At 37.7% G+C, this 25741-nt stretch carries 15 protein-coding genes; 11 read left to right on the top strand and 4 right to left on the bottom strand.

Annotation, left to right across the window (positions count from 1 at the left end; genetic code table 11):
• Positions 1 to 9: 9 nt before the first annotated feature.
• Genes NPX36_RS04670 through NPX36_RS04655 form a run of 4 tightly spaced genes read left to right on the top strand, consistent with a single transcriptional unit; the run spans position 10 to position 4325 of the window.
• On the top strand, positions 10 to 1272 hold the full coding sequence (locus tag NPX36_RS04670; protein ID WP_257500252.1) for a gliding motility-associated C-terminal domain-containing protein: 1263 nt from the start codon (positions 10 to 12) through the stop codon (positions 1270 to 1272).
• Between the two features lie 11 nt (positions 1273 to 1283).
• Positions 1284 to 2204, top strand: coding sequence for a PorP/SprF family type IX secretion system membrane protein (locus tag NPX36_RS04665; protein WP_257500251.1), 921 nt, complete (start codon positions 1284 to 1286; stop codon positions 2202 to 2204).
• A gap of 11 nt (positions 2205 to 2215) precedes the next feature.
• On the top strand, positions 2216 to 4183 hold the full coding sequence (locus NPX36_RS04660) for an OmpA family protein (protein WP_257500250.1): 1968 nt from the start codon (positions 2216 to 2218) through the stop codon (positions 4181 to 4183).
• A gap of 10 nt (positions 4184 to 4193) precedes the next feature.
• Positions 4194 to 4325: a hypothetical protein gene (locus tag NPX36_RS04655; protein WP_257500249.1), complete on the top strand. Its 132-nt coding sequence runs from the start codon at positions 4194 to 4196 to the stop codon at positions 4323 to 4325.
• 671 nt (positions 4326 to 4996) lie between these two features.
• Here the strand turns inward: NPX36_RS04655 and NPX36_RS04650 are convergent.
• The 4 genes from NPX36_RS04650 to NPX36_RS04635 are packed head-to-tail and all read right to left on the bottom strand — an operon-like array spanning position 4997 to position 7354.
• Positions 4997 to 5650: a response regulator transcription factor gene (locus NPX36_RS04650; protein ID WP_257500248.1), complete on the bottom strand. Its 654-nt coding sequence runs from the start codon at positions 5648 to 5650 to the stop codon at positions 4997 to 4999.
• Positions 5628 to 6416 carry a sensor histidine kinase gene (locus tag NPX36_RS04645; protein WP_257500247.1) on the bottom strand — a complete coding sequence of 263 codons (789 nt, stop codon included), beginning with the start codon at positions 6414 to 6416 and terminating at the stop codon, positions 5628 to 5630. Before NPX36_RS04645 ends, NPX36_RS04650 begins: the two co-directional genes overlap by 23 nt.
• A complete protein-coding gene (locus NPX36_RS04640) occupies positions 6395 to 7033 on the bottom strand; it encodes a hypothetical protein (protein ID WP_257500246.1) in 639 nt (212 codons plus the stop codon). Before NPX36_RS04640 ends, NPX36_RS04645 begins: the two co-directional genes overlap by 22 nt.
• Before the next feature lie 3 nt (positions 7034 to 7036).
• Positions 7037 to 7354, bottom strand: a complete 318-nt coding sequence (locus NPX36_RS04635) for a hypothetical protein (protein WP_257500245.1) — start codon at positions 7352 to 7354, stop codon at positions 7037 to 7039.
• Between the two features lie 566 nt (positions 7355 to 7920).
• On the opposite strand from NPX36_RS04635, the gene NPX36_RS04630 reads away from it, so the two are divergent.
• The 7 genes from NPX36_RS04630 (at position 7921) to NPX36_RS04600 (ending at position 25731) form a co-directional block, all read left to right on the top strand.
• Positions 7921 to 8493 carry an RNA polymerase sigma factor gene (locus NPX36_RS04630; protein WP_257500244.1) on the top strand — a complete coding sequence of 191 codons (573 nt, stop codon included), beginning with the start codon at positions 7921 to 7923 and terminating at the stop codon, positions 8491 to 8493.
• Positions 8494 to 8999: 506 nt separating this feature from the next.
• On the top strand, positions 9000 to 9638 hold the full coding sequence (locus NPX36_RS04625) for a response regulator transcription factor (RefSeq protein WP_257500243.1): 639 nt from the start codon (positions 9000 to 9002) through the stop codon (positions 9636 to 9638).
• A 25-nt stretch (positions 9639 to 9663) separates the two neighbouring features.
• A complete protein-coding gene (locus tag NPX36_RS04620; protein ID WP_257500242.1) occupies positions 9664 to 10413 on the top strand; it encodes a sensor histidine kinase in 750 nt (249 codons plus the stop codon).
• 152 nt (positions 10414 to 10565) lie between these two features.
• Positions 10566 to 11558: a hypothetical protein gene (locus NPX36_RS04615; protein WP_257500241.1), complete on the top strand. Its 993-nt coding sequence runs from the start codon at positions 10566 to 10568 to the stop codon at positions 11556 to 11558.
• Between the two features lie 20 nt (positions 11559 to 11578).
• Complete coding sequence (locus tag NPX36_RS04610) at positions 11579 to 18391, top strand: beta strand repeat-containing protein (RefSeq protein WP_257500240.1); 6813 nt, start codon at positions 11579 to 11581, stop codon at positions 18389 to 18391.
• 100 nt (positions 18392 to 18491) lie between these two features.
• Positions 18492 to 20771 (top strand): SlyX family protein, encoded by a 2280-nt coding sequence (locus NPX36_RS04605; RefSeq protein WP_257500239.1) that lies wholly within the window; start codon positions 18492 to 18494, stop codon positions 20769 to 20771.
• A gap of 73 nt (positions 20772 to 20844) precedes the next feature.
• A complete protein-coding gene (locus NPX36_RS04600; protein ID WP_257500238.1) occupies positions 20845 to 25731 on the top strand; it encodes a GEVED domain-containing protein in 4887 nt (1628 codons plus the stop codon).
• Positions 25732 to 25741 lie beyond the last annotated feature (10 nt).

The following is a 25741-nucleotide window of genomic DNA, read 5'->3' as shown; positions in this document are numbered from 1 at the left end:
TCATAAACTATGAAAAAAACTTTTATAAATATAGGTTTGCTTTTTATTCCCATTAGTTCTGCAATATATGCGCAGTCTTCAGAGAATATCATGGTAAATCACGGCGAATTGTATGTGTTGCCCAATACGGTAATTTCTACACAGTTTGATTTTGAAAATAAAACATCGGGAATAATTTTTAACGACGGGGAATTTCAGTTCTATAAGAATTATAATAACGACGGCTTGTTTACCCACTCAACAAACCAAAATACAGGTTACACAGTTTTTCAAGGCAGTCAGCAACAAACAATAAGTGGTTCGCAACCATCAAAACATTTTGATGTGCTTTTTAATAATGCCTCCACACCGTATTCATTTAATTTGAACAGCGATATGATTATTGATGGGGTAGGGAACTTTATAGAAGGCATTGTTCGTATCAACAAAACTGTTGGTGGGCAACTATTATTTGGCAATGGAGCTTCGCAAATGAATGCTAGCGACCGAAGTTATGCCGAAGGAATGGTAGAAAAGCAAGGTAACAATGCCTTTACTTTTCCCATTGGTAAATCGGGATTCTATCGTTTGGCAGGAATTTCAGCTCCTACAAATGAAGATCATAGCTATATGAGCGAGTATTTTATAGAGAACACCAATCAAACATATCCTCACAAAGACCGAACAGGAATTATTTCTGCTGTAAACAATCAAGAATATTGGACAATCAATCCATCTTCAGGAACAACAGGTTCGGTAATGGTTACGCTTTCATGGCACGATCAAACCACGCCAGCAGAATTTCACGGAACACAAGACTTGCATATAGTTCGTTGGGATGCAGCTCAAAACCTTTGGGTAGATGAAGGCGGAATTGTTGATAAAACTGCAAAAACAGTGACCACTCCCGTTCAGGTAGATGGCTTCGGAATATTTACACTGGGAAAAATCAAAGAGAAGTTCTTAAACCCAGGAGATGTAGTTGTTTATAATGGTGTTTCTCCTGACGGTGACGGAATCAACGATTATTTAATCATTGATAATATCGAGCATTTTCCGGATAATCAAGTCATTCTTTACAATCGTTGGGGGCGTAAAGTGTACGAAACCAAAAACTATAACAGTAAAAACAATGTATTTGTTGGCATCGCCGAAGGCAATGGAATTGTGGGCGGTGGGGAAAAACTACCTATCGGAACCTATTATTATGTGGTGGAATACTTGTACAATCGCAATGGAGAAAATCAATGGATTAAGAAAGTGGGATATATTCACCTCGAAAATCAAAACTAAACTAAAAAGCAATGAAGAGATTAAAAATCATAGGGGCTTTGTTAGCTTTAGTAAGCTTCTCTGCCAACGCACAACAAGATCCACAATTTACGCAATATATGTATAACACGGTAAACATTAATCCTGCTTATGCCGGCAGCCGTGGTTCGTTAAGTATTTTTGGTTTGCACCGCACACAATGGGTGGGTTTAGAAGGTGCACCAAAAACAAACGCCTTCTCTGTAAATACGCCCTTAGGAGATAGTAAGTTGGGGTTAGGAATAGGTTTTATTAATGATGGATTAGGAATTATGGACGAAAATACGGTAAGTGTAGATTTATCATATACGATTGATTTAAACAGCCGCGGTAGTAAATTTTCATTCGGTATTAAAGGATCAGGTAATATGCTCAATGTAGCTTATTCCAAGTTATTGACATACAATCCGAACGACCCTAATTTTCAAAACGATATCAGCGGACAATTTACACCGAATATAGGTGCCGGCGTTTATTGGCATAATGAAAAAAGCTATTTAGGGCTTTCTGTACCCAATTTTTTAGAAACAACTCGTTATGATGATAATATGCAAAGTACGATGCGGACCAAAATGACGTACTATTTCATTGGCGGACACGTTTTTGAGTTGAATCCCATGCTTAAACTTAAACCGGCATTTTTGGTTAAAGCAACAAACGGAGCACCCTTACAAGCAGATATCACAGCCAATTTCTTAATTAGTAACAAATTTACAATTGGTGGAGCCTATCGTTGGGATGCGGCTTGGAGCGGCTTGGTAGGTTTTCAAGCTACCGACGGTTTGTTTATAGGTTACAGCTATGATGGTGAAACTACTAAGTTAGCGAATTACAACAACGGATCGCATGAGGTTTTCTTAAGATTTGAATTGTTTAACAAGTATCGCCGTATCAACACGTCGCGTTTCTTCTAAAATCTACACACATGAAAAAAGGATTATCACTATTGGCCCTAGCATCATTGTTTTTTTTAGGGAATACCACAGCAAAAGCACAAGCAGGGTTAAAGCAATCTAACAAAGAGTATGAAAACTGGGCTTACGCAGACGCTATGCATATTTACGGAAAAATCGTAAAAAAAGGATATGTAACTCAGGATATCTTAGAAAAGTTAGCCAACACATACTACTTCAATGCAAAATATGCCGAAGCACAACCGTTTTACGAGCGTTTATTCACGGAATTTGAATCGGAAGACATAGCTTCTGAAGTATACTACCGATATGCACAAACATTACAGCATGTAGGAAAAAATGGCGAGGCCAAGCATTATTACGATCAATTTGCAGCTAAAACAGGATCTCAGTCACAGATTGCGCTAGTTCGCAAGAATGAAAAAGAACTTAAAAAACAGATTCTAGAAAACTCAGGACGTTATCGCAATATAGAAAACCTACCTATAAATACCCAATTCGCCGATTTTGGCAGCTATGTACACCATGAAAAACTTTACTTTACAAGTGCACGCGATACCGGCAGTTTTTCAAAAAAAATCCATACATGGACAGGTGGTGCATTTACCAATTTGTATGACTATCAGTTACCGAATGATACCATCAGCAAAAAATCGAAAATTAAAAAATTAAAAGGCGACATTAAAAGTAAGTTCAATGAATCGTCGGCAGTTTTAACAGCAGATGGGCAAACAATGTATTTTACTAGAAATAATATGTTGGAAGGTATTCGGGGTTATGATGCCGAGAAAAATACAAAATTGAAAATTTATCGAGCAGAATTGCAAAACGGTAGGTGGAACAATATTCAAGAACTGCCTTTTAATGGAAATGATTTCAATACAGCACACCCAACCTTGAATAAGGATGAAAGCATACTTTATTTTGCCAGCGATCGCCCAGGTGGTTTCGGAAATTCTGATTTGTGGAAAGTAACCATCAATGGCAATGGATATGGTGTGCCTCAAAATCTTGGTCCGGCAATTAATACAGAAGCAAGAGAAACATTTCCTTACATAAACAGCAATGATGAATTGTATTTTTCAAGCGACGGTAGAATTGGATTGGGTGGTTTGGATGTATATGCAGTAAAAGTTAAAGAAGATGGTGGTTTTTACGAAGTGCAGAACATTGGAGAACCCATAAACTCTAATACCGATGATTTTGCTTATTATATCGATTACAAAACCAAAAAAGGTTTTTTCTCATCAAACAGAACGGGCGGTCATGGCGGCGATGATATCTATAGTTTTGTTGAAACCAGAGCATTAAAGTTAGGTTGTGCTCAGGAACTGCTTGTTACAGTTTTAGACGCTAAAACAAACAATATTGTTACCGATGCATCGCTCACCCTTTACGATAAACTTTATAAAGAGTTAGGAACAGCAAACAAATACGTCAACAATGGCTACCGTTTTAATACTGAATATGAATGCGGTGCAACATATCATGTAAAAATTTCCAAAGAAGGATACATTACAAAAGAAGAAACGGTGATTTTAGATTCTGAATCTGGAGTAAGTGAACGAACAATTGCATTGGAACAGAAAAAAGTGGAAGTTAAAAAGAACGACGACTTGTTTAAGGTGTTGAAACTGAATCCTATTTATTTCGATTATGATAAAGACCATATCAGACCTGATGCTGCTTTAGAATTAGCCAAAGTGGTTGAGGTGTTGAAAGATTATCCGCGTATGAAAATTGATATACGTTCACACACAGATAGTCGCGGGTCCGATGATTACAATTTGAAATTATCTCAACGCAGAGCAAAATCAACAGCAGAATGGATTGTTGCGCAAGGAATAGATGTAACAAGAATCACCTACAAAGGCTTCGGCGAAACGCAGTTAATAAATACATGTATCAATGGTGCAAAATGTTCAGATACGGAACACGAAGAAAACCGGAGATCAGAGTTTATTGTTTTAGAATTATAACAAACTGTTTATGAATCATTTAAAAAAAGTAAATCTTTATTCGCAAAAAGATCTTCCTCCGTGCATTAAAAAAAAAGTGATGAAAAAAATAGCACTGATGAAGCAAAATCATAAAATAAAAAGTAAAAAAAGTCCTGAATAAAGGGCTTTTTTTATGATAGATTTGATAGCTTTTTTGAAAGAAGTTCGGCGTAATAGCAATTAACAACTAGTAGAAGATAATTCTCAAGACTGTGGTTTTGTTTTTCTTGGGAAGAATATTGAAAGTGTAATGGCGTATTTTTTTTAGGAAATCTGTTTTCGGCAAATTGCAGGTATGATAGCTGTATGAACTGTAAGGTTGTGAATAGTTGTTCCAACTGGTTTTTTAAAGCAATTAATTGCGTATTTCTTTTTTTTGAATTGCTTATTATTCCAATTAATCTTATTTTATGAAGGGTATGGGCGTCAAATTTTTTTATCAGTAGCTGTAAATCTACCGTATAACTTTTAGTAGAGGGAATCGAACCTTTAATGCTTTCTTGTGTTTTATTATAAAAAAAATTTAAGTGATTCCCAATAAATTCATAGCGCGTGTGAGGTATTGGCTTCATAGTATATTTTTTTAAAATAAAAAAGCTGTCAAATAAATTGACAGCCCTTTAAAATCATTGGTGTTTTTCTTTATACGAATTTTAGTTTTTTTTGCTGACATTTCATACGTGCTAAATTATAAAGAAGAACTAGTTACAGCAATAGGTAAAATACCTATTTTTATTCAATTGTAAGTTTTGTTTTTAGGTACTCTATAAAAGTTCTTAAAGCCATAAAGTGCTATAAGGTGTTGATTGTGATGATTTTATTTTTAATGCAATAAAGTATCGCACTCATCATACTGTCAAAACTATATTTATTCTGAATATTTTGCTTGTGGCTATTCACGGTTTTTGGGCTTATATATAATCTATCGGCAATTTCCTTCGCTTTAAGTCCTTCGGCGGTCCATTTTATAATTTCAATTTCTCTATCACTAAAAAGTTGATCCGTATGGTTTGGTTTCTGTTTTCGATCGTGGGCTAATAATTTATTGATTACCAAACGTAAGTTGTTTTCAAAATAAAATCCATCGTGAGTTAAATCCCACAGGGCATCTTCAAGTTCTAAAGATGAAATATTTTTTGTAAAATATCCTGCTATTCCTAAATCTAAAACCCGTTCAATTGCTGTTTCGTGATTTAAATGGCTTAATATCATAATTTTTATCGAAGGATATTGTGCTTTTAAAATTTTACAAGTTTCAAAACCATCCATTTTAGGCATTTGTAAATCTAACAATAGAATATCAACCTCATGATTTTTGATGGTATCTAATAACTCTATGCCGTTTGCTGCATCAAAAACAACTTGCATCCCCTCAAAACTGTTTATAAGCATTGCCAAACTTTTTCTAAATAAAGTATGGTCATCAGTTATAGCTATCTTCAACATAGTTATTTGTTTTAAATTTTATTTGAGTAGTGTTGCCCATCTGTTTAGGCGTGCATTCTAGCTCTGCGTTTATCTGCTGTACGCGTAAAAGAATATTTTTAAGCCCCATTCCTTTAGAATGCTTTACATGACTGTAAAAATCAAAAGGGCTGCCGTTATCATTCATTACAACATACACTTCCTCGTTTTTTAAAAACATCTGTACATCAATGTTATTTGCTTTTCCGTGTTTCACAGCATTGTTGGTCAATTCCTGAATGATCCGGTATAATTCATAACTCACCGCCGAGGGTATGTTGCGGGAATCAATAGTATAGGCTTCTGTAAACGTAATATTATGCAATTTCCCCATTCGTTCAAAATGGTTTTGCAAAGTAGTAACAATCCCATGACTTTCAATCGTAGGAGGCATAAGGCTGTAACTTATATTTTTAAGATTCATTGTGGACTGTTTTATGAGAACCAAAATGTCATCAAACAAATCTATTTTAGACAAATCTTTCTCTTGTTTTCTTAACAGATTGATATAATTCTGTAAAGCACTTAAATCCCCACTAATACCATCATGAAGATCCGAGGCAATACGTTGACGTTCCTTTTTTTCGGATAATAAAGATGCTTTCAATAAATTTTCAGACTCTTTTCGCTTCAAACGTTCCACTTTTGCCTGATGTAGAACAGCCAATAATATAACGCCAATTGCTAGAAAAGCCATCACCGAAGTGCCAATCCATAAAAAAAGCTCTACTTCTGCTGTATTTTGCATATTCCTACCGTTAAAAGAATTCGTAATACGAATGTAGCAATAATGTTAATTACCCAATATTCGTAAAAGAAAATATTATTAGTATATAGATAATTGCTTGCCAAAAACAAAAGCAGGGTAGTGCAGTAATAAATGACAAAACCAGAAACAAAGTAGAAAATAGGATTTGTTTTTAAAGGAATTTTTTTATCGCTTTTAATGAACTGTGTTAACCATAGCAGGGTAAAAGTAACCGTGTAAAAAGTCACAATGGTTTTGTTTAAGGCATTTGCCACAAGTTTACCATTCTCATGAGCTATTTTAAAAGAAATAAGGTAAAACCCTATAAATAAAAAAAGCATCACAAGTGATAGTATTTTATAACGCCCCTTGAAAACTTTTGTAAAGAAATATACAATACAGCCCATTTCCAACAAAGCGTATGCCTGAAACCAGTACGTAGTATCTATCTTTAAAACAAGTGAAAATAGAAATTCATATAAGCTGGCAAAAGCAGTTAAAACAGCAAAAGGAACAATTGCATTTGTAAAAACAAAAGTCCCTTTGGTTTTTTTTATAATCAAAACGGTTGCTGGGAGTATTCCACTAAAAAGTGTGATGTATAATAATGCAATCACAAATTAAGGTTTAAGTAACACACTTGTTGATGAACAATGTTGAGGACACGGCACAAGATTTTCTAAAATAATCCCGTTTGTCATATCTTCTCCTAATACATTCACTCCAACCAACACCAAGTTAGGCGTGCTTTCTGCGGTGTTGTAGCCATTGTAAATTCGGATTCCTATGCAATTTTCTTGCGCTAGGATACTCTCAATTTTGTTGCTGCCGGCAAAATAAGCTTTAATTTCTTTAGGGTAAAGGGTTTGATAGGCATGTGTAAAAGCAATAGCTTCTTCTAAAGTAATTACTTTTGATGCATTTGAATTAATTTCCATAGTATATGTTGTTTTGTTGTATTACAAATTTCTGTAATTAATTCAATTTATCAAACATTCCAAGCGTTTCAATATGGGGCAGAGTGAATAAAAAAAGAGGTTGTAGTGCGAACACTAGCAACCTCTTAATAACCAAAAAAAACACTTATGAAATCCAAATTTACGAATAAATTTAATACCACAAAACTTTTATGGGTTTTTTTTCAAAAAAAAAGCAAATAAAATTATTGGTTGCCATATGGCGATGTTTAAAACATTGAATTTCAACAGCTTAAAATTGTTGTTTTTTTAGCTTGAAATGAAAAATGAGCAAAAATTTGTCATTGAATCATAGTTAATCATTTATTAATTTTCATCCAAGAAACTAAAAATGTTGTACTTTGAAAAAAATACACATGAAAAGCTGATTCAATAAAAAGGAAATGATGGAAAAAGTTGTGTAGTATCTGAAAAGGTTTTTATAAAACAGGGTACGGAGATTAAAAAATTATTAGAATGTACTATTTAGTTGTACATTATTTGGTTGTTATCTGTAAAATAGTAAATTTACCCCTTAATATGTGTTGATGAAGAAAAGAATAGATAATAAAGTAACATTGTCCGATCAAGAAATAGTAGCATTGATAACAAAATTTAATCACTATTCCTATTTTGGAATTTTATACGATAGGTATGCCCAATTTGTATATAATAAATGTTATGCTTTTGTTGATAATGAAGAAGAAGCAAAAGATCTCACACATGATATATTTATTAAGATATTTCTTAAACTAACTGATTTTAAGGGAAAATCAAAGTTTTCTACTTGGTTGTATGCGATCACTTTTAATACCTGTGTTAATTATGTCAATAAAAACAAAAAGCAGAAATTTTATTTCTCCGATGAATATTTAGTAGAAGAAACCGAGGAAGATACTACCAATGAAGAGCTTAATCAATATGATCTTTTTGAAATTTCTTATACGCAATTGCAGCAAATTTTAAATACCATTCCGCCTACAGATAAAATGATCCTTATCATGAAGTATCAAGAAGATTTGTCAATTAAAGAAATCTCAGAAATTTTAAATGTGAAACTAAGTGCAGTAAAAATGCGTTTATCGCGTGCAAAACAAAAAGTTTTAGATCTGCATAAATAATTTTCTACCATATTATATAAAGAAAGCTGCCCAACATGTCTTCATAAAAACATTTGTTAAGCAATACTTACCTTCTTACCAGAATGCAAATACATCTATAATTTTATGCGAATACCATATTTAAGCTATCTGCAAAGTAGTTATTTATATGATTCACTTGTAGAACAAGTTCTACAACTAACACGTTTATGGTACTACAAAGACTTTTAAAGACTCTTCCTACATTTGCTTAAAGTATTGAATGGTTACAAACATAAGAAAAACACTAAACAATATAATTGTATCCATTTTACAGAAGCTTTTGCGAATTTCAACGGAATCATTCACAAAGCTTGTCATAAAAAATACTTATGTATGGATAATGATTAATTAAAAGTAAACAGCTTTAACGTACAGATAAAGGTTTTTTGTACCTAAATGTTTATAAGAACAGTTGATAATTAAACACTTATTCATACTTCGATTTTTTAAGTTGAAACGATTGTTCAATTTTAAAGTGTGAAAAGATGGAAAATATAGAAAAAGTTGCAGTTGTAGTAGATGATCATGCGTTATTCACCGATTCATTTACTTTGTTGTTAGAAAAAGTAGGGATTTTTGATGAAATTCATGTATTGAACGATGCAAAAATGCGAATGGATTATTTTTTGAAGAATCCACGCAAAGAAGTTTATTTGTTTTTAGACTATTATTTGGGCGATCAATTGGGTATTGAAATCGTTAATGAAATCCGTCGTGTAAATAAAAAGGTAAAAATAATTATTATAAGTAGCGTAACGCAAATAGTGGCCATTCGTACCATAATTTCGGCACGACCAGAAGCGGTTATATCAAAAATAGCAGGTTTTGATGTAGTTATTGATTGTTTAAATACCTTAAAAAAAGGAACATCTTTTTTCTGTCCAATCATTGCTAATATTTTAGAAGAAGCAAGCAAAGTGCAAGAAGTATTGTTAAGTTCGCGCGAAATAGAAATATTAGAATTTTTTGCTAAAGGCTATTCCGTAAATGCAACAGCAGAAAAGTTTTGTTTAAGCCGTCATACAGTGGTGGCGCATCGCAGAAAAATGATGAAAAAAACCAACACCAATTCCATTACCGAATTGCTATCGTATGTGCGTAAATCAGGTTTAATTTTAGATTAAAAACCGTTCCATAAATTTTTGTTGTATGCAGTGGGTGGTTATTATAGGTGTAGTAGGAGTGCTTTTGCTAACAAGTTGTGTGCTAACAGTACTTTGTTTTAAGCAAAAAAAGAAGCTCATTGATTTAAAAAAAGCAAAAAAGAGATTAGCAACGCATGCCGAAAGTCAACTTGCAAAGCGTGTAAAAGCAGAGCGTGCGGCTATGGCGCAAAATCTGCACGATGATTTAGCAGGAACTTTAGCAGCAATAAAAAACAATATCGATATAGCCCTACACACAAATAATACAGCGCAGTTAGAACAAGTCAATAAAATGGTAACCGAGGTGTATCATAACGTTCGAAATAAAAGCCATGAATTGCTAGAGCAGAAACCGGTTGCCAATTTAACATTTACCAATGAACTATTAAAGTTAACAGATACATTTTTTACATCAAACGCATACAAAACAGCAATCGAAATAGAAGAAGATGCTGTTAAAAGCATAAACACACATCAGCAAAACGAATTACTCCTTATTATAAAGGAAGCATTTACAAACATTATAAAACATTCAAAGGCAACCTGTGTATCAGTAACTTTGTATCAAGAATCACAAAAAATATATTTGTTAATTACAGATAATGGTGTTGGATTGCCAACACATATGTTAAGAAATGGTTACGGATTAAAATTAATAGAAAAAAGAGTAAAGGCTATAAAAGGAACACTAAATCTGAACAAACCCTTATTGGGAGCGGAGTTAGAAGTGCAAATTTATGTCAATAAGGTGTAAAAATCGAATTAAAATTTATTATTTTAGGATTGTTTATAGCATATTTGTGCTATAAATCAAAAAAAACTTTGAATTTAATTTTATTTTATTAGTACCTTTGCCTTTGATTAGAAAATAATTAGAATAATTTTAGAAAATAATTAGTTAATGTTATGAATAGAAAATTACTTTCAGTATCATTATTGTTATTTGGTATCAACGCTTATAGTCAGGTAGGTATTGGAACGTTGAATCCAAATTCCTCTTCACAATTAGATGTAACATCAGATAAAAAAGGGGTTCTCATACCAAGGGTAGCGTTATCTTCAACAACAGATGCAACTACCATTCAAAATGGTAATGTGAATAGTTTGTTGGTATTTAATACCAATAACGAAAACGATATACAACCAGGTTATTACTATTGGTATATTGATAAATGGATGCGTATTGTAAATGAGTCTGATGTTATTGCATTAGATAAAAATACAACAAACACTACCTTAACTGTTATAAACGGAGATTTAGTACTTACAGATAGTGATGGGAATACAGTTACTGTTCCTCTGTCAGCAATTAATATTCCAACTAATATAGTTACTTATCAAGGTAATCAATATTACCTTTCTGAAGAATATATTTTAAATGGCGGTTCAGCAGATGTTTCTACGTGGACAAGTGTGCCTCCAGGAGCTGTTTTAATAGATGTAGTTGGAAATGTGGTAACAAACATCCAAAACCAAGGCGATATCTATAGTGAGATCATCAACATCTTAGAACAAGAGAGCGATCTATTTGTAGACAACGGCGACGGAACCTTCACGCACACAGCAGTAGACGGAACGGTAATGACCTTTGATGCGAACACTTTGGATATGGTTAACAATAACGACGGAACCTACACCTTTACAAATGCCAACGGGGAAACCTTAACAGTAGATGTAGTAGGCGATGTGGTAACAAACATCCAAAACCAAGGCGATATCTATAGTGAGATCATCAACATCTTAGAACAAGAGAGCGATCTATTTGTAGACAACGGCGACGGAACCTTCACGCACACAGCAGTAGACGGAACGGTAATGACCTTTGATGCGAACACTTTGGATATGGTTAACAATAACGACGAACCTACACCTTTACAAATGCCAACGGGGAAACCTTAACAGTAGACGTAGTAGGCGATGTGGTAACAAACATCCAAAACCAAGGCGCTATCTATAGTGAGATCATCAACATCTTAGAACAAGAGAGCGATCTATTTGTAGACAACGGCGACGGAACCTTCACGCACACAGCAGTAGACGGAACGGTAATGACCTTTGATGCGAACACTTTGGATATGGTTAACAATAACGACGGAACCTACACCTTTACAAATGCCAACGGGGAAACCTTAACAGTAGATGTAGTAGGCGATGTGGTAACAAACATCCAAAACCAAGGCGATATTTATAGTGAGATCATCAACATCTTAGAACAAGAGAGCGATATTTTCAGAGACAACGGCGACGGAACCTTCACGCACACAGCAGTAGACGGAACGGTAATGACCTTTGATGCGAACACTTTGGATATGGTTAACAATAACGACGGAACCTACACCTTTACAAATGCCAACGGGGAAACCTTAACAGTAGACGTAGTAGGCGATGTGGTAACAAACATCCAAAACCAAGGCGATATCTATAGTGAGATCATCAACATCTTAGAACAAGAGAGCGATCTATTTGTAGACAACGGCGACGGAACCTTCACGCACACAGCGGTAGACGGAACGGTAATGACCTTTGATGCGAACACCTTAACCATGGGTAAAAACACAGACGGAACCTACACCTTTACAAATGCCAACGGGGAAACCTTAACAGTAGATGTAGTAGGCGATGTGGTAACAAACATCCAAAACCAAGGCGATATTTATAGTGAGATCATCAACATCTTAGAACAAGAGAGCGATCTATTTGTAGACAACGGCGACGGAACCTTCACGCACACAGCGGTAGACGGAACGGTAATGACCTTTGATGCGAACACTTTGGATATGGTTAACAATAACGACGGAACCTACACCTTCACTAACGCCAACGGGGAAACCTTAACAGTAGATGTAGTGGGCGATGTGGTAACAAACATCCAAAACCAAGGCGATATTTATAGTGAGATCATCAACATCTTAGAACAAGAGAGCGATATTTTCAGAGACAACGGCGACGGAACCTTCACGCACACAGCAGTAGACGGAACGGTAATGACCTTTGATGCGAACACTTTGGATATGGTTAACAATAACGACGGAACCTACACCTTTACAAATGCCAACGGGGAAACCTTAACAGTAGACGTAGTAGGCGATGTGGTAACAAACATCCAAAACCAAGGCGCTATCTATAGTGAGATCATCAACATCTTAGAACAAGAGAGCGATCTATTTGTAGACAACGGCGACGGAACCTTCACGCACACAGCGGTAGACGGAACGGTAATGACCTTTGATGCGAACACCTTAACCATGGGTAAAAACACAGACGGAACCTACACCTTTACAAATGCCAACGGGGAAACCTTAACAGTAGACGTAGTAGGCGATGTGGTAACAAACATCCAAAACCAAGGCGATATTTATAGTGAGATCATCAACATCTTAGAACAAGAGAGCGATATTTTCAGAGACAACGGCGACGGAACCTTCACGCACACAGCAGTAGACGGAACGGTAATGACCTTTGATGCGAACACTTTGGATATGGTTAACAATAACGACGGAACCTACACCTTTACAAATGCCAACGGGGAAACCTTAACAGTAGACGTAGTAGGCGATGTGGTAACAAACATCCAAAACCAAGGCGCTATCTATAGTGAGATCATCAACATCTTAGAACAAGAGAGCGATCTATTTGTAGACAACGGCGACGGAACCTTCACGCACACAGCAGTAGACGGAACGGTAATGACCTTTGATGCGAACACTTTGGATATGGTTAACAATAACGACGGAACCTACACCTTTACAAATGCCAACGGGGAAACCTTAACAGTAGACGTAGTAGGCGATGTGGTAACAAACATCCAAAACCAAGGCGATATTTATAGTGAGATCATCAACATCTTAGAACAAGAGAGCGATATTTTCAGAGACAACGGCGACGGAACCTTCACGCACACAGCAGTAGACGGAACGGTAATGACCTTTGATGCGAACACTTTGGATATGGTTAACAATAACGACGGAACCTACACCTTTACAAATGCCAACGGGGAAACCTTAACAGTAGACGTAGTAGGCGATGTGGTAACAAACATCCAAAACCAAGGCGCTATCTATAGTGAGATCATCAACATCTTAGAACAAGAGAGCGATCTATTTGTAGACAACGGCGACGGAACCTTCACGCACACAGCGGTAGACGGAACGGTAATGACCTTTGATGCGAACACCTTAACCATGGGTAAAAACACAGACGGAACCTACACCTTTACAAATGCCAACGGGGAAACCTTAACAGTAGACGTAGTAGGCGATGTGGTAACAAACATCCAAAACCAAGGCGATATTTATAGTGAGATCATCAACATCTTAGAACAAGAGAGCGATATTTTCAGAGACAACGGCGACGGAACCTTCACGCACACAGCAGTAGACGGAACGGTAATGACCTTTGATGCGAACACTTTGGATATGGTTAACAATAACGACGGAACCTACACCTTTACAAATGCCAACGGGGAAACCTTAACAGTAGACGTAGTAGGCGATGTGGTAACAAACATCCAAAACCAAGGCGCTATCTATAGTGAGATCATCAACATCTTAGAACAAGAGAGCGATCTATTTGTAGACAACGGCGACGGAACCTTCACGCACACAGCAGTAGACGGAACGGTAATGACCTTTGATGCGAACACTTTGGATATGGTTAACAATAACGACGGAACCTACACCTTTACAAATGCCAACGGGGAAACCTTAACAGTAGACGTAGTAGGCGATGTGGTAACAAACATCCAAAACCAAGGCGATATTTATAGTGAGATCATCAACATCTTAGAACAAGAGAGCGATATTTTCAGAGACAACGGCGACGGAACCTTCACGCACACAGCAGTAGACGGAACGGTAATGACCTTTGATGCGAACACTTTGGATATGGTTAACAATAACGACGGAACCTACACCTTTACAAATGCCAACGGGGAAACCTTAACAGTAGACGTAGTAGGCGATGTGGTAACAAACATCCAAAACCAAGGCGCTATCTATAGTGAGATCATCAACATCTTAGAACAAGAGAGCGATCTATTTGTAGACAACGGCGACGGAACCTTCACGCACACAGCAGTAGACGGAACGGTAATGACCTTTGATGCGAACACTTTGGATATGGTTAACAATAACGACGGAACCTACACCTTTACAAATGCCAACGGGGAAACCTTAACAGTAGATGTAGTAGGCGATGTGGTAACGAACATCCAAAACCAAGGCGCTATCTATAGTGAGATCATCAATATCTTAGAACAAGAGAGCGATCTATTTGTAGACAACGGCGACGGAACCTTCACGCACACAGCGGTAGACGGAACGGTAATGACCTTTGATGCGAACACCTTAACCATGGGTAAAAACACAGACGGAACCTACACCTTTACAAATGCCAACGGGGAAACCTTAACAGTAGATGTAGTAGGCGATGTGGTAACAAACATCCAAAACCAAGGCGATATTTATAGTGAGATCATCAACATCTTAGAACAAGAGAGCGATCTATTTGTAGACAACGGCGACGGAACCTTCACGCACACAGCGGTAGACGGAACGGTAATGACCTTTGATGCGAACACCTTAACCATGGGTAAAAACACAGACGGAACCTACACCTTTACAAATGCCAACGGGGAAACCTTAACAGTAGACGTAGTAGGCGATGTGGTAACAAACATCCAAAACCAAGGCGCTATCTATAGTGAGATCATCAACATCTTAGAACAAGAGAGCGATCTATTTGTAGACAACGGCGACGGAACCTTCACGCACACAGCAGTAGACGGAACGGTAATGACCTTTGATGCGAACACTTTGGATATGGTTAACAATAACGACGGAACCTACACCTTTACAAATGCCAACGGGGAAACCTTAACAGTAGATGTAGTAGGCGATGTGGTAACGAACATCCAAAACCAAGGCGATATTTATAGTGAGATCATCAATATCTTAGAACAAGAGAGCGATCTATTTGTAGACAACGGCGACGGAACCTTCACGCACACAGCGGTAGACGGAACGGTAATGACCTTTGATGCGAACACCTTAACCATGGGTAAAAACACAGACGGAACCTACACCTTTACAAATGCCAACGGGGAAACCTTAACAGTAGATGTAGTAGGCGATGTGGTAACAAACATCCAAAACCAAGGCGATATTTATAGTGAGATCATCAACATCTTAGAACAAGAGAGCGATCTATTTGTAGACAACGGCGACGGAACCTTCACGCACACAGCGGTAGACGGAACGGTAATGACCTTTGATGCGAACACCTTAACCATGGGTAAAAACACAGACGGAACCTACACCTTTACAAATGCCAACGGGGAAACCTTAACAGTAGATGTAGTAGGCGATGTGGTAACAAACATCCAAAACCAAGGCGATATTTATAGTGAGATCATCAACATCTTAGAACAAGAGAGCGATCTATTTGTAGACAACGGCGACGGAACCTTCACGCACACAGCGGTAGACGGAACGGTAATGACCTTTGATGCGAACACCTTAACCATGGGTAAAAACACAGACGGAACCTACACCTTTACAAATGCCAACGGGGAAACCTTAACAGTAGATGTAGTAGGCGATGTGGTAACAAACATCCAAAACCAAGGCGATATTTATAGTGAGATCATCAACATCTTAGAACAAGAGAGCGATATTTTCAGAGACAACGGCGACGGAACCTTCACGCACACAGCGGTAGACGGAACGGTAATGACCTTTGATGCGAACACCTTAACCATGGGTAAAAACACAGACGGAACCTACACCTTTACAAATGCCAACGGGGAAACCTTAACAGTAGATGTAGTAGGCGATGTGGTAACAAACATCCAAAACCAAGGCGATATTTATAGTGAGATCATCAACATCTTAGAACAAGAGAGCGATCTATTTGTAGACAACGGCGACGGAACCTTCACGCACACAGCGGTAGACGGAACGGTAATGACCTTTGATGCGAACACCTTAACCATGGGTAAAAACACAGACGGAACCTACACCTTTACAAATGCCAACGGGGAAACCTTAACAGTAGATGTAGTAGGCGATGTGGTAACAAACATCCAAAACCAAGGCGATATTTATAGTGAGATCATCAACATCTTAGAACAAGAGAGCGATCTATTTGTAGACAACGGCGACGGAACCTTCACGCACACAGCGGTAGACGGAACGATAATGACCTTTGATGCGAACACCTTAACCATGGGTAAAAACACAGACGGAACCTACACCTTTACAAATGCCAACGGGGAAACCTTAACAGTAGATGTAGTAGGCGATGTGGTAACAAACATCCAAAACCAAGGCGATATTTATAGTGAGATCATCAATATCTTAGAACAAGAGAGCGATCTATTTGTAGACAACGGCGACGGAACCTTCACGCACACAGCGGTAGACGGAACGGTAATGACCTTTGATGCGAACACCTTAACCATGGGTAAAAACACAGACGGAACCTACACCTTTACAAATGCCAACGGGGAAACCTTAACAGTAGATGTAGTAGGCGATGTGGTAACAAACATCCAAAACCAAGGCGCTATTTATAGTGAGATCATCAACATCTTAGAACAAGAGAGCGATCTATTTGTAGACAACGGCGACGGAACCTTCACGCACACAGCGGTAGACGGAACGGTAATGACCTTTGATGCGAACACCTTAACCATGGGTAAAAACACAGACGGAACCTACACCTTTACAAATGCCAACGGGGAAACCTTAACAGTAGATGTAGTAGGCGATGTGGTAACGAACATCCAAAACCAAGGCGCTATCTATAGTGAGATCATCAATATCTTAGAACAAGAGAGCGATCTATTTGTAGACAACGGCGACGGAACCTTCACGCACACAGCGGTAGACGGAACGGTAATGACCTTTGATGCGAACACCTTAACCATGGGTAAAAACACAGACGGAACCTACACCTTTACAAATGCCAACGGGGAAACCTTAACAGTAGATGTAGTAGGCGATGTGGTAACAAACATCCAAAACCAAGGCGCTATCTATAGTGAGATCATCAATATCTTAGAACAAGAGAGCGATCTATTTGTAGACAACGGCGACGGAACCTTCACGCACACAGCGGTAGACGGAACGGTAATGACCTTTGATGCGAACACCTTAACCATGGGTAAAAACACAGACGGAACCTACACCTTTACAAATGCCAACGGGGAAACCTTAACAGTAGATGTAGTAGGCGATGTGGTAACAAACATCCAAAACCAAGGCGATATTTATAGTGAGATCATCAATATCATTGAAGCTGAAGAATCTTTAACAGCAATGACACAAGATGTAAACACAGGTATTATCACATACACTCCAGAAAGAGGAACAGCGACTACAGCAAATGTTGTTAGTGCAGATGATGATAACCAAATAACTGTAGGGTCAGATGGAGGTGCTTATTATAAACCTTCAAATACCGTAAGAAGCATTGCTACTAGCAGTACAGTAGTAGCAGATGATGATACAATATTAATCGATGCGTCATCAGCAGCGTTAACAGTAACATTACCAGCTGCTAGTGAAAATAATGGTAGAATAATTATTCTACGTAAAATGGACGGAACAGGTAATATTATAACGTTAACAGAACAAGTAACTTTAGCTAACGGTGTAACATTTGATAAATTCAACGTACAAGGTACTATGCGTATTCAAAGTAATGGAACAAATTGGTATAAAATAGACTAATCAATTCTAATAATATGGATAAACAGAGGTTCGGCCTCTGTTTATTTAAACTTTGAAATAAATAAAACATCTACTATTATTAAAATTAAAAATAAAAGTTATGAATAAAATAACTAGAAATATAGCAGCTCTTATTGCATTTGGTATTGGAACTACAACAATAGGATTCGCACAAGTAACGCAACAAAAAATAGGAAATAATCCAACGATTATAAATCCTAGTGCAGTGATAGAAGTTGAAAGTGCAAATAAAGGTTTTTTGGCGCCTAGAGTAGCATTAACAAATACCAACAATTTTAGCCCAATCACTGGGTTAGCAGCAGCAGATCAACACACGGCAAACTCTTTATTGGTTTACAATACAGCAACAGCAGGCGACGTTACACCTGGTTACTATTACTGGCAAAAACCAACCGTAGCCGCACCTGGTAAATGGGTAAGATTAATTGATGCCCCAGCAGATGTTCGCCGGATTGGTACCAACCACATTTCTGAAGATGCTGGTGTAGGGAGTAATGGATCTACTATTCCAGGTAATGCCAATGTAGCTATAGGTCCAGGTGCTATGAATAGCGTATCGGTAGGTACACACCCATTTGGATTTACAGGCAACATTGCCATAGGTGGAGGTGATCAACTAGCAAAAATAACTGGCGCAGGAAACGTAGCCATAGGATATGCTAACTTACCTAACGCGACATCAGGAACCAATTTAGCAATAGGTGCTTTAAACTTACCCCAAGCAACTACCGCAGATGCAAACGTGGTAGTAGGTTCTTCAAACATGAGCGCAGTAACAACGGGGTCGTCTAATATTTCAATGGGTATAAGTAACTTAAGTGCTTTAACTACTGGAAGCAATAATCATGTTGTGGGAAATATGTCTTTAAGAGCTATAACTACTCAAAGTCAAAACTTGGCATTTGGGGCAGACGTTTTGCCTACTGCTGTTGGTAACAAGAATATTGGTGTTGGTAGCACTGTATTAAATACATTAGGAACAGGTGATGACAACGTTGGTTTAGGTGTTGCTTCGGGTGGCGCTTTAACTACAGGTAGCTATAATACCTTTTTTGGTACTGAAGCTGGAAATAGATTATTAGGTGCAGCGACAGAAAGATATAACTCAGGTGATTTCAGTTTATTTTTAGGCTCGCAAACCAAAGCAAAAAATACAGGTAACAATCAGCTAAACATCCAAAACTATATTTACGGAGAAAGCGGTAATTTAGCCTTTGGAGACTTTACAGGTGTGAATGCGTTACCAACTATAACTTCAACCAACCGTTTGGATGTAGTAACGGGTAATGTGCGTGTAAGACAGATTACTAATGCATATACTTTACAAACAGCAGATAAAGTTGTAGTTGCAGATAATTTGGGCGTATTGCGAACGGTTAACACTTCTGCATTAATACCTGCCACAACAAACAATTTATCTTTGACAGGAAAAAATTTAACGAGTACCGTTAACGGTGAGTCATCAACAGCTAATTTAGAACCTCTGGTTACAGCTGCGAATGGATTAACCGAAAACGGCACAGCAATTGAATTAGGCGGTACGTTAAATAGAGGTACGACAGTAGCAATCAATGGCCACTCATTAAATTTTAATAACACCATTCAACAGACGTCGGTATATGACACAGGAGGTCTTAGTCAAGAAGGTTTGTCAAATGAAGGAAGCATAATTATTAGGTCAGCAGATGCCAATACGAATGGTAGACAAACAAACTTATCTTTGCAGTCTTATGACGATAATGCAGCTCAAATATTTGCAGGCGAAGGAGCTACCAGATTAACAATTGGAACACATTATACAGCAGTACCAGCTCCTATTGTATTTACTACAAATCAAGTAGCTAATACCTTATCTACAGAAAAAATGCGTTTAACACCAACTGGGGAATTGGCTATCGGTGCCACTTCTGCACCATCCTTTACTGTAGGAGGAGCAACGATTCAGCCTAAATTGCACGTGGCAGGCGATATTTCTACAACTGGTAAAGTTTGGACAACAAACAGTGTGTATGCCGATTATGTGTTTGAGAAATACTTTGGTGGAAAATCTGAGATTAACCCTAATTACGAGTTTAAATCTTTAGACTACGTGAGAAACTTTATCAAAGCAAATAACCACTTACCAGGGGTTACTTCAATTGCTGATTTAGGCAAAGCTAACAATGGCTATACATTTGATATGACCAAGTTAACCATTCAAAGCTTAGAGAAAATTGAAGAGTTGTACATCCACACAATAGAACAACAAGATACCATAGAAAAACAGCAATCCGAAATCGAAGCGCTTAAAAAACAAGCCCAAGACACAGAAGAACGATTACAACGTTTGGAAAAATTGTTGTTAAACAAAAAAAACTAATTATGTGTTGCAATACTTTATCGATAGGATAAAGTATTGCAACTTTATAATTGCTCACATTAAATAATTAGTTATGACAAAAAACTACTTCACATATTTATTAGTATTTCTTTCCATTGTTTGCTTTGGCAATAGTTCCTTTGCACAATGTGGTTTTGTGGCAGGAGAAGGCTGTAGCAACACCGATTACAACAATGCCTTTGTTAATTCTACAAACAATGCTGCAACCATAGAATATGATAACTATACCTCTGCTTATCACGGTACTGCTGTAAGGCAGTACGATGGAACTTTTAAAGTTTGGGGACAAAATATGGCGAACAATGGAACAGACAATGTATTAAGTCCAATCACAATTAATGGAACCAATTTTCCTGCACTTGGTAATGCAAAAGTGTATAAAGTTACTGGTGCTTCCGGTGGTTCAAATAATCAATCATTTGTAGCACTAGCCTCTAATGGTTTATATGTTTGGGGTACAGAAGGTAGAATAATTGATGGGTCATTTACTACAAGTACTACATTTCAAAAGATAAGTGTTAATGGAAAAGCAGATGGGCTACCAACTGGTGTTTCTCCTACTGATGTAAAAATGCTTACCGGGACTATAAGAAGAGGTAGTACACAAATAGGAACATTATGTCTAGTAACTTGTAGTGGAGATGTATGGGTTATGTCGGCAAATCCTGAAATGAGAGGAAATGGAAATGCAGGAAATGCAACTACTTGGTATAGAGTTCAACAAACGAGCACTACTAATTTAACTAATGTTATTGTTGCAAGGGTAGCTGGTGGTACTGCTATGGCACTAAAAAGCGATGGAACCGTTTGGACTTGGGGTGAAACTTCATACTTAGGGAACAATACCGCTGCAGCTGCCAGATCTAGAGCAACACAAATGACTATTCCATCAGGAACCATTAAAATGATAGGTATAACACCAAGTACAAATTCTTCAACATTACAAGAGTCTGCATATTATATTTTAATGACTGATGGCAATTTGTACTCGATGGGATTTAATGATTACAGACAATTAGGTGATTGGTCAACATCCGAAAGAAGAACTTGGATTCAGCCAAGATATACATCATCTACAGGACCAGTGATGAACAACATCAAATGGATTAGCCCTAATGAACACGACGGAAGATATGCCGGTATCAATGTGATCAATAATTCGAATCAATTATACAATTGGGGATATAATGACGGAAGTATGCTTGGAAGAGGAACATCGGATGGTGCAGTGAATCCGGGTATTCCTAATGGATTAACTGTAAGTAGTATTGTTACTTCTGTACATACAGGCGGTCACACCACTATGATTACCGAACAATGCCAAACCAATTTTGGATATGTAGGACACCGTATTGATGGATCTATGGGTGCTGGTGGTGGTACTGATACAGATGAAACCAGCTTTACTTTCAATACAGCCTATGTCCCAATTTGTGCTTCTTCTGTTCCAAATATTACCTTAGAGCCTCAAATTAAAGGAAGTACCGGGAAATTTTGTGTAAATGTTGAATTTGATCTGGTTGCTATACCTACTGGCGGTACAGTTACAGCGAGCACAGGGCCAGTAACCATTACAGGAAATGCCACAACAGGTTATAAAGTTAAGTTTACAAGCGCAGGCACTGCTACAATTACCTACCAAACACCAGCAGGCACTTGCCCCGTGAGAACAATCACAGAAACATTTCAATCGGAGACTTGTAATTTAGTAAATGCTGTGGAAGATACCTACACCAATGTTGCTCCTGGAAGTGCAACAGCAAGTGTTATTGTAAATGACATTAACAATGCAGGAAATCCCGCAGTAATTGGTATTTCAGCAGGACAAGTATCCATTGCAACATCAGGAACTTGGCCAGCAGGATTTACACTAAATGCAAATGGAACTATTTCAGTAGCCTCAACAGTAGCTGCGGGAACATATACAATGAATTACACCATTTGTAACCAGACTTCAGGAACTCCTTGCGATACAGCGCAAGTAACTATAACGGTAGTTATAAATCCTTGTACTCCTTCTGCGGCCAACCCTGACTCTGACAGTGATGGTATTGCAGATGCATGTGACTTAGATGATGACAACGACGGTATTTTAGATATAGATGAGTGTCCAACAATTAATAACGAGCCACTCTATCATTTATTTGATGGTACAGCATCTAATACAACGGATGGGCTGTGGTTATATAAGCAGACAGATGGAGTGGGAACAACATATGTTTGCCCTGCAGGAACTGGTTGTCCTACAAATGGTGGCGTTCCTTATACAGTAGCAAACAATATCACCGCTACAACAAATTTAGCCTATGACGATGGTAAGTTTTACGTAATTAACAGTGCGGGGAGACTACTTTATACCAATAATATTACTACAGGAACCTTTACCGATCTTGGAAATGCAAATGTGGGAGGTGGTCAAAAAAACCTAGGGTATGATAATGGTGTTTTTTATCATTGGTTCAATAATTCAGGTACTCCGGTATTGTATTCTTCTACCGATCCTGTCACAAATAGCTGGACTAATATGGGAACATTAACTGGTTTAGCACTTACTTTCGCTGATGGAGGCAGAAACTATGCGTTGGTAGATATGGCGGTTCATGATGGCGTATATTACTTTATGTATTATTCTTCTTCAGGTACTGCTACAGAAACATTAGCGAATAGAACCAGAGTATATTCTTCTTCTAATCCTACATCGGCTACGCCAAATTGGGTAAATGAAGGAAGTGCAAATTTTGGAACGAATGTATTCAACATAGCATACGGATCTGAGGATTTACTCACTGTTTGCGACACTGATGGGGATGGTATCCCAAATTATTTAGATTTAGATTCAGATGGTGATGGTTGTCCTGATGTTATTGAAGGCGGCGCTAATTTTCAGGCAGGAGCAAGTTATATTTCAGGAAATAGATTAAATACCACCGTAAATTCGAGTGGTGTGCCAGCGTTGCCAACAGCAACACCTGCAATTACAGGCTATTCACAAGCGAGTGGACAAACAGTTAATCAATCGCAGACTGTAAATCCTGCTGCAGTTGCTGGTACAGCCACAGCCAATCAAACCATTGCTTCTGGATCTATCCCAACCGCCTTAACATTAGCGGGATCTACAGGAAGCATTCAATGGCAAGTGTCAACGGATAATGTAACATTTACAAATGTAGCAACTGGTGGTACAACTGCTTCTTACAGCCCAGGAGCATTAACAGCCACAAGATACTATCGTGCGGTTGTAACCAGTGCAGGTGGTTGTACGGCTATTTCCAATGTAGTTACGATAACCGTTGTACCTCCCTATGATTGTACCAATAAAACATATAGTCTAAGTGCAAATACAGGTGAAATAAGGGTTTTTGATACCACAACCGGAGCTTTGGGAGCGGTAATCAATACGACTCCACATCCTACATCGGTTCCAGCAGCACCCAATGGAGCAAATGCATTAGGGTTCAGTGATGTGACAAAAAAGTTTTATTATGTATTGAGCCAAAACGGAGGTCCTTCAGGAAGTAATATTTTTGTAAGTTATGATCCTATTACAGGAGCTTATCAAAACTTGGCTAGTACTACGGGACTTATTTACAGAGGAACAGTAACCAATGATGGTACAGGTTATTATGGAATTACGTCAAGCAATGTTTTGAAATATTATAATATCGCAAATAACACTTGGACAGATATTACAAGTAACTATGTAGATCAAAACGGACAATCACTAAATACTGTTTTAGCTACTTATACGGGCGGAGATATTGCCATGGACGGTAATGGCGACTTGTGGATATTATCCGGGACTGCTTTTGCGCCAACTGCTTATGTTTTCAGAATAAAGAGTGCAGTGCCTACAACCAATATGGGAAGTACACCTTTGGTATTAGAACAAATAGCTAAACAAGATATAGGAAATGGTCCAAATGGAATTTCATTCAGTCCAGCAGGAGAATTGTTTATTACCAATGCGACAACATTGTTTAGAATGAATAATGATTTTAGTATTTCATCGATTGGTACGATAACACCAGCAGGAGCTCAAGGAGATTTAGCAAGCTGTGCTACACCTTTAAACCCGTTCGCTGTTTCAGATTTTGGAGATGCACCAGATACCTATAAAACATTATTGGCATCAAACGGACCTCGTCATACAGTGTCTCAGTATGACGCAACTAATAACACAGCATCTCTTATGATTGGTTCTAACATAGATTTAGAGAATGATGGTTTTCCAAATACCAATGCCAATGGAGATGACACTAACAATATCAATGACGAAAACAGTGTAACTTGGCCAATATTATACAGTAATGCTACAGCATACACAGCAACGATTCCGGTTACTAATACTACCGGACTTGCAGCAACGCTAAGAGGTTGGATCGACTTTAATAAAAATGGAACTTTTGAAGCTGCTGAGTCAACTTCGGTTACAGTTGCCAATGGAGCAACAAGTGTTTCTCTTACATGGACAGGAATTTCTGGAATTTCTGCAGGAAGTACATATTTCCGATTAAGAATTGCACGAAACGCTTCGGATATTACTTTGCCTACCGGTTCTGTTTTTGGTGGAGAAGTTGAAGATGGAATATTTATTATTTCAGGACCAGGAGGTTGCTATGAAGACCCTAATACCAATCCAGCTGATAGTTTTACAAAAACAGGTATTTCTGATATTCTAGGATTTAATGGTGGAACAACAGGCTGGCCAGGAAATGTACCTAATGGTTTTATAGCAGTAGAGTCTAGAAGTAAAGGTTTTGTTATTTCACGTGTAAACCATGTAGGAGGTACAAACGGCACTCCAAACCTCACAACTGATTCCATTACGGCACCTGTTGAAGGGATGATTGTTTATGATCTGCAAGACAATTGTGTGAAATTGTTCGATGGATCAATTTGGAAGTGTATTGAGAAAGATTGTAGTTTTCCAACTAATTAAATTTTTTTAA

The sequence above is a fragment of the Paenimyroides aestuarii genome (genome assembly GCF_024628805.1).
GTDB classification, from domain to species: Bacteria; Bacteroidota; Bacteroidia; order Flavobacteriales; family Flavobacteriaceae; genus Flavobacterium; species Flavobacterium aestuarii_A.
The sequence above is the reverse complement of the archived record's forward strand: the minus strand, read 5'-3'. Positions and strand labels throughout refer to the sequence as shown.

Bases quoted from the DNA above. Each gene is read 5' to 3' on its own strand.
- NPX36_RS04670 (WP_257500252.1), top strand. From the start codon at position 10: ATGAAAAAAACTTTTATAAATATAGGTTTGCTTTTTATTCCCATTAGT.
- NPX36_RS04665 (WP_257500251.1), top strand. From the start codon at position 1,284: ATGAAGAGATTAAAAATCATAGGGGCTTTGTTAGCTTTAGTAAGCTTC.
- NPX36_RS04660 (WP_257500250.1), top strand. From the start codon at position 2,216: ATGAAAAAAGGATTATCACTATTGGCCCTAGCATCATTGTTTTTTTTA.
- NPX36_RS04655 (WP_257500249.1), top strand. From the start codon at position 4,194: ATGAATCATTTAAAAAAAGTAAATCTTTATTCGCAAAAAGATCTTCCT.
- NPX36_RS04650 (WP_257500248.1), bottom strand. From the start codon at position 5,650: ATGTTGAAGATAGCTATAACTGATGACCATACTTTATTTAGAAAAAGT.
- NPX36_RS04645 (WP_257500247.1), bottom strand. From the start codon at position 6,416: ATGCAAAATACAGCAGAAGTAGAGCTTTTTTTATGGATTGGCACTTCG.
- NPX36_RS04635 (WP_257500245.1), bottom strand. From the start codon at position 7,354: ATGGAAATTAATTCAAATGCATCAAAAGTAATTACTTTAGAAGAAGCT.
- NPX36_RS04630 (WP_257500244.1), top strand. From the start codon at position 7,921: ATGAAGAAAAGAATAGATAATAAAGTAACATTGTCCGATCAAGAAATA.
- NPX36_RS04625 (WP_257500243.1), top strand. From the start codon at position 9,000: ATGGAAAATATAGAAAAAGTTGCAGTTGTAGTAGATGATCATGCGTTA.
- NPX36_RS04620 (WP_257500242.1), top strand. From the start codon at position 9,664: ATGCAGTGGGTGGTTATTATAGGTGTAGTAGGAGTGCTTTTGCTAACA.
- NPX36_RS04615 (WP_257500241.1), top strand. From the start codon at position 10,566: ATGAATAGAAAATTACTTTCAGTATCATTATTGTTATTTGGTATCAAC.
- NPX36_RS04605 (WP_257500239.1), top strand. From the start codon at position 18,492: ATGAATAAAATAACTAGAAATATAGCAGCTCTTATTGCATTTGGTATT.
- NPX36_RS04600 (WP_257500238.1), top strand. From the start codon at position 20,845: ATGACAAAAAACTACTTCACATATTTATTAGTATTTCTTTCCATTGTT.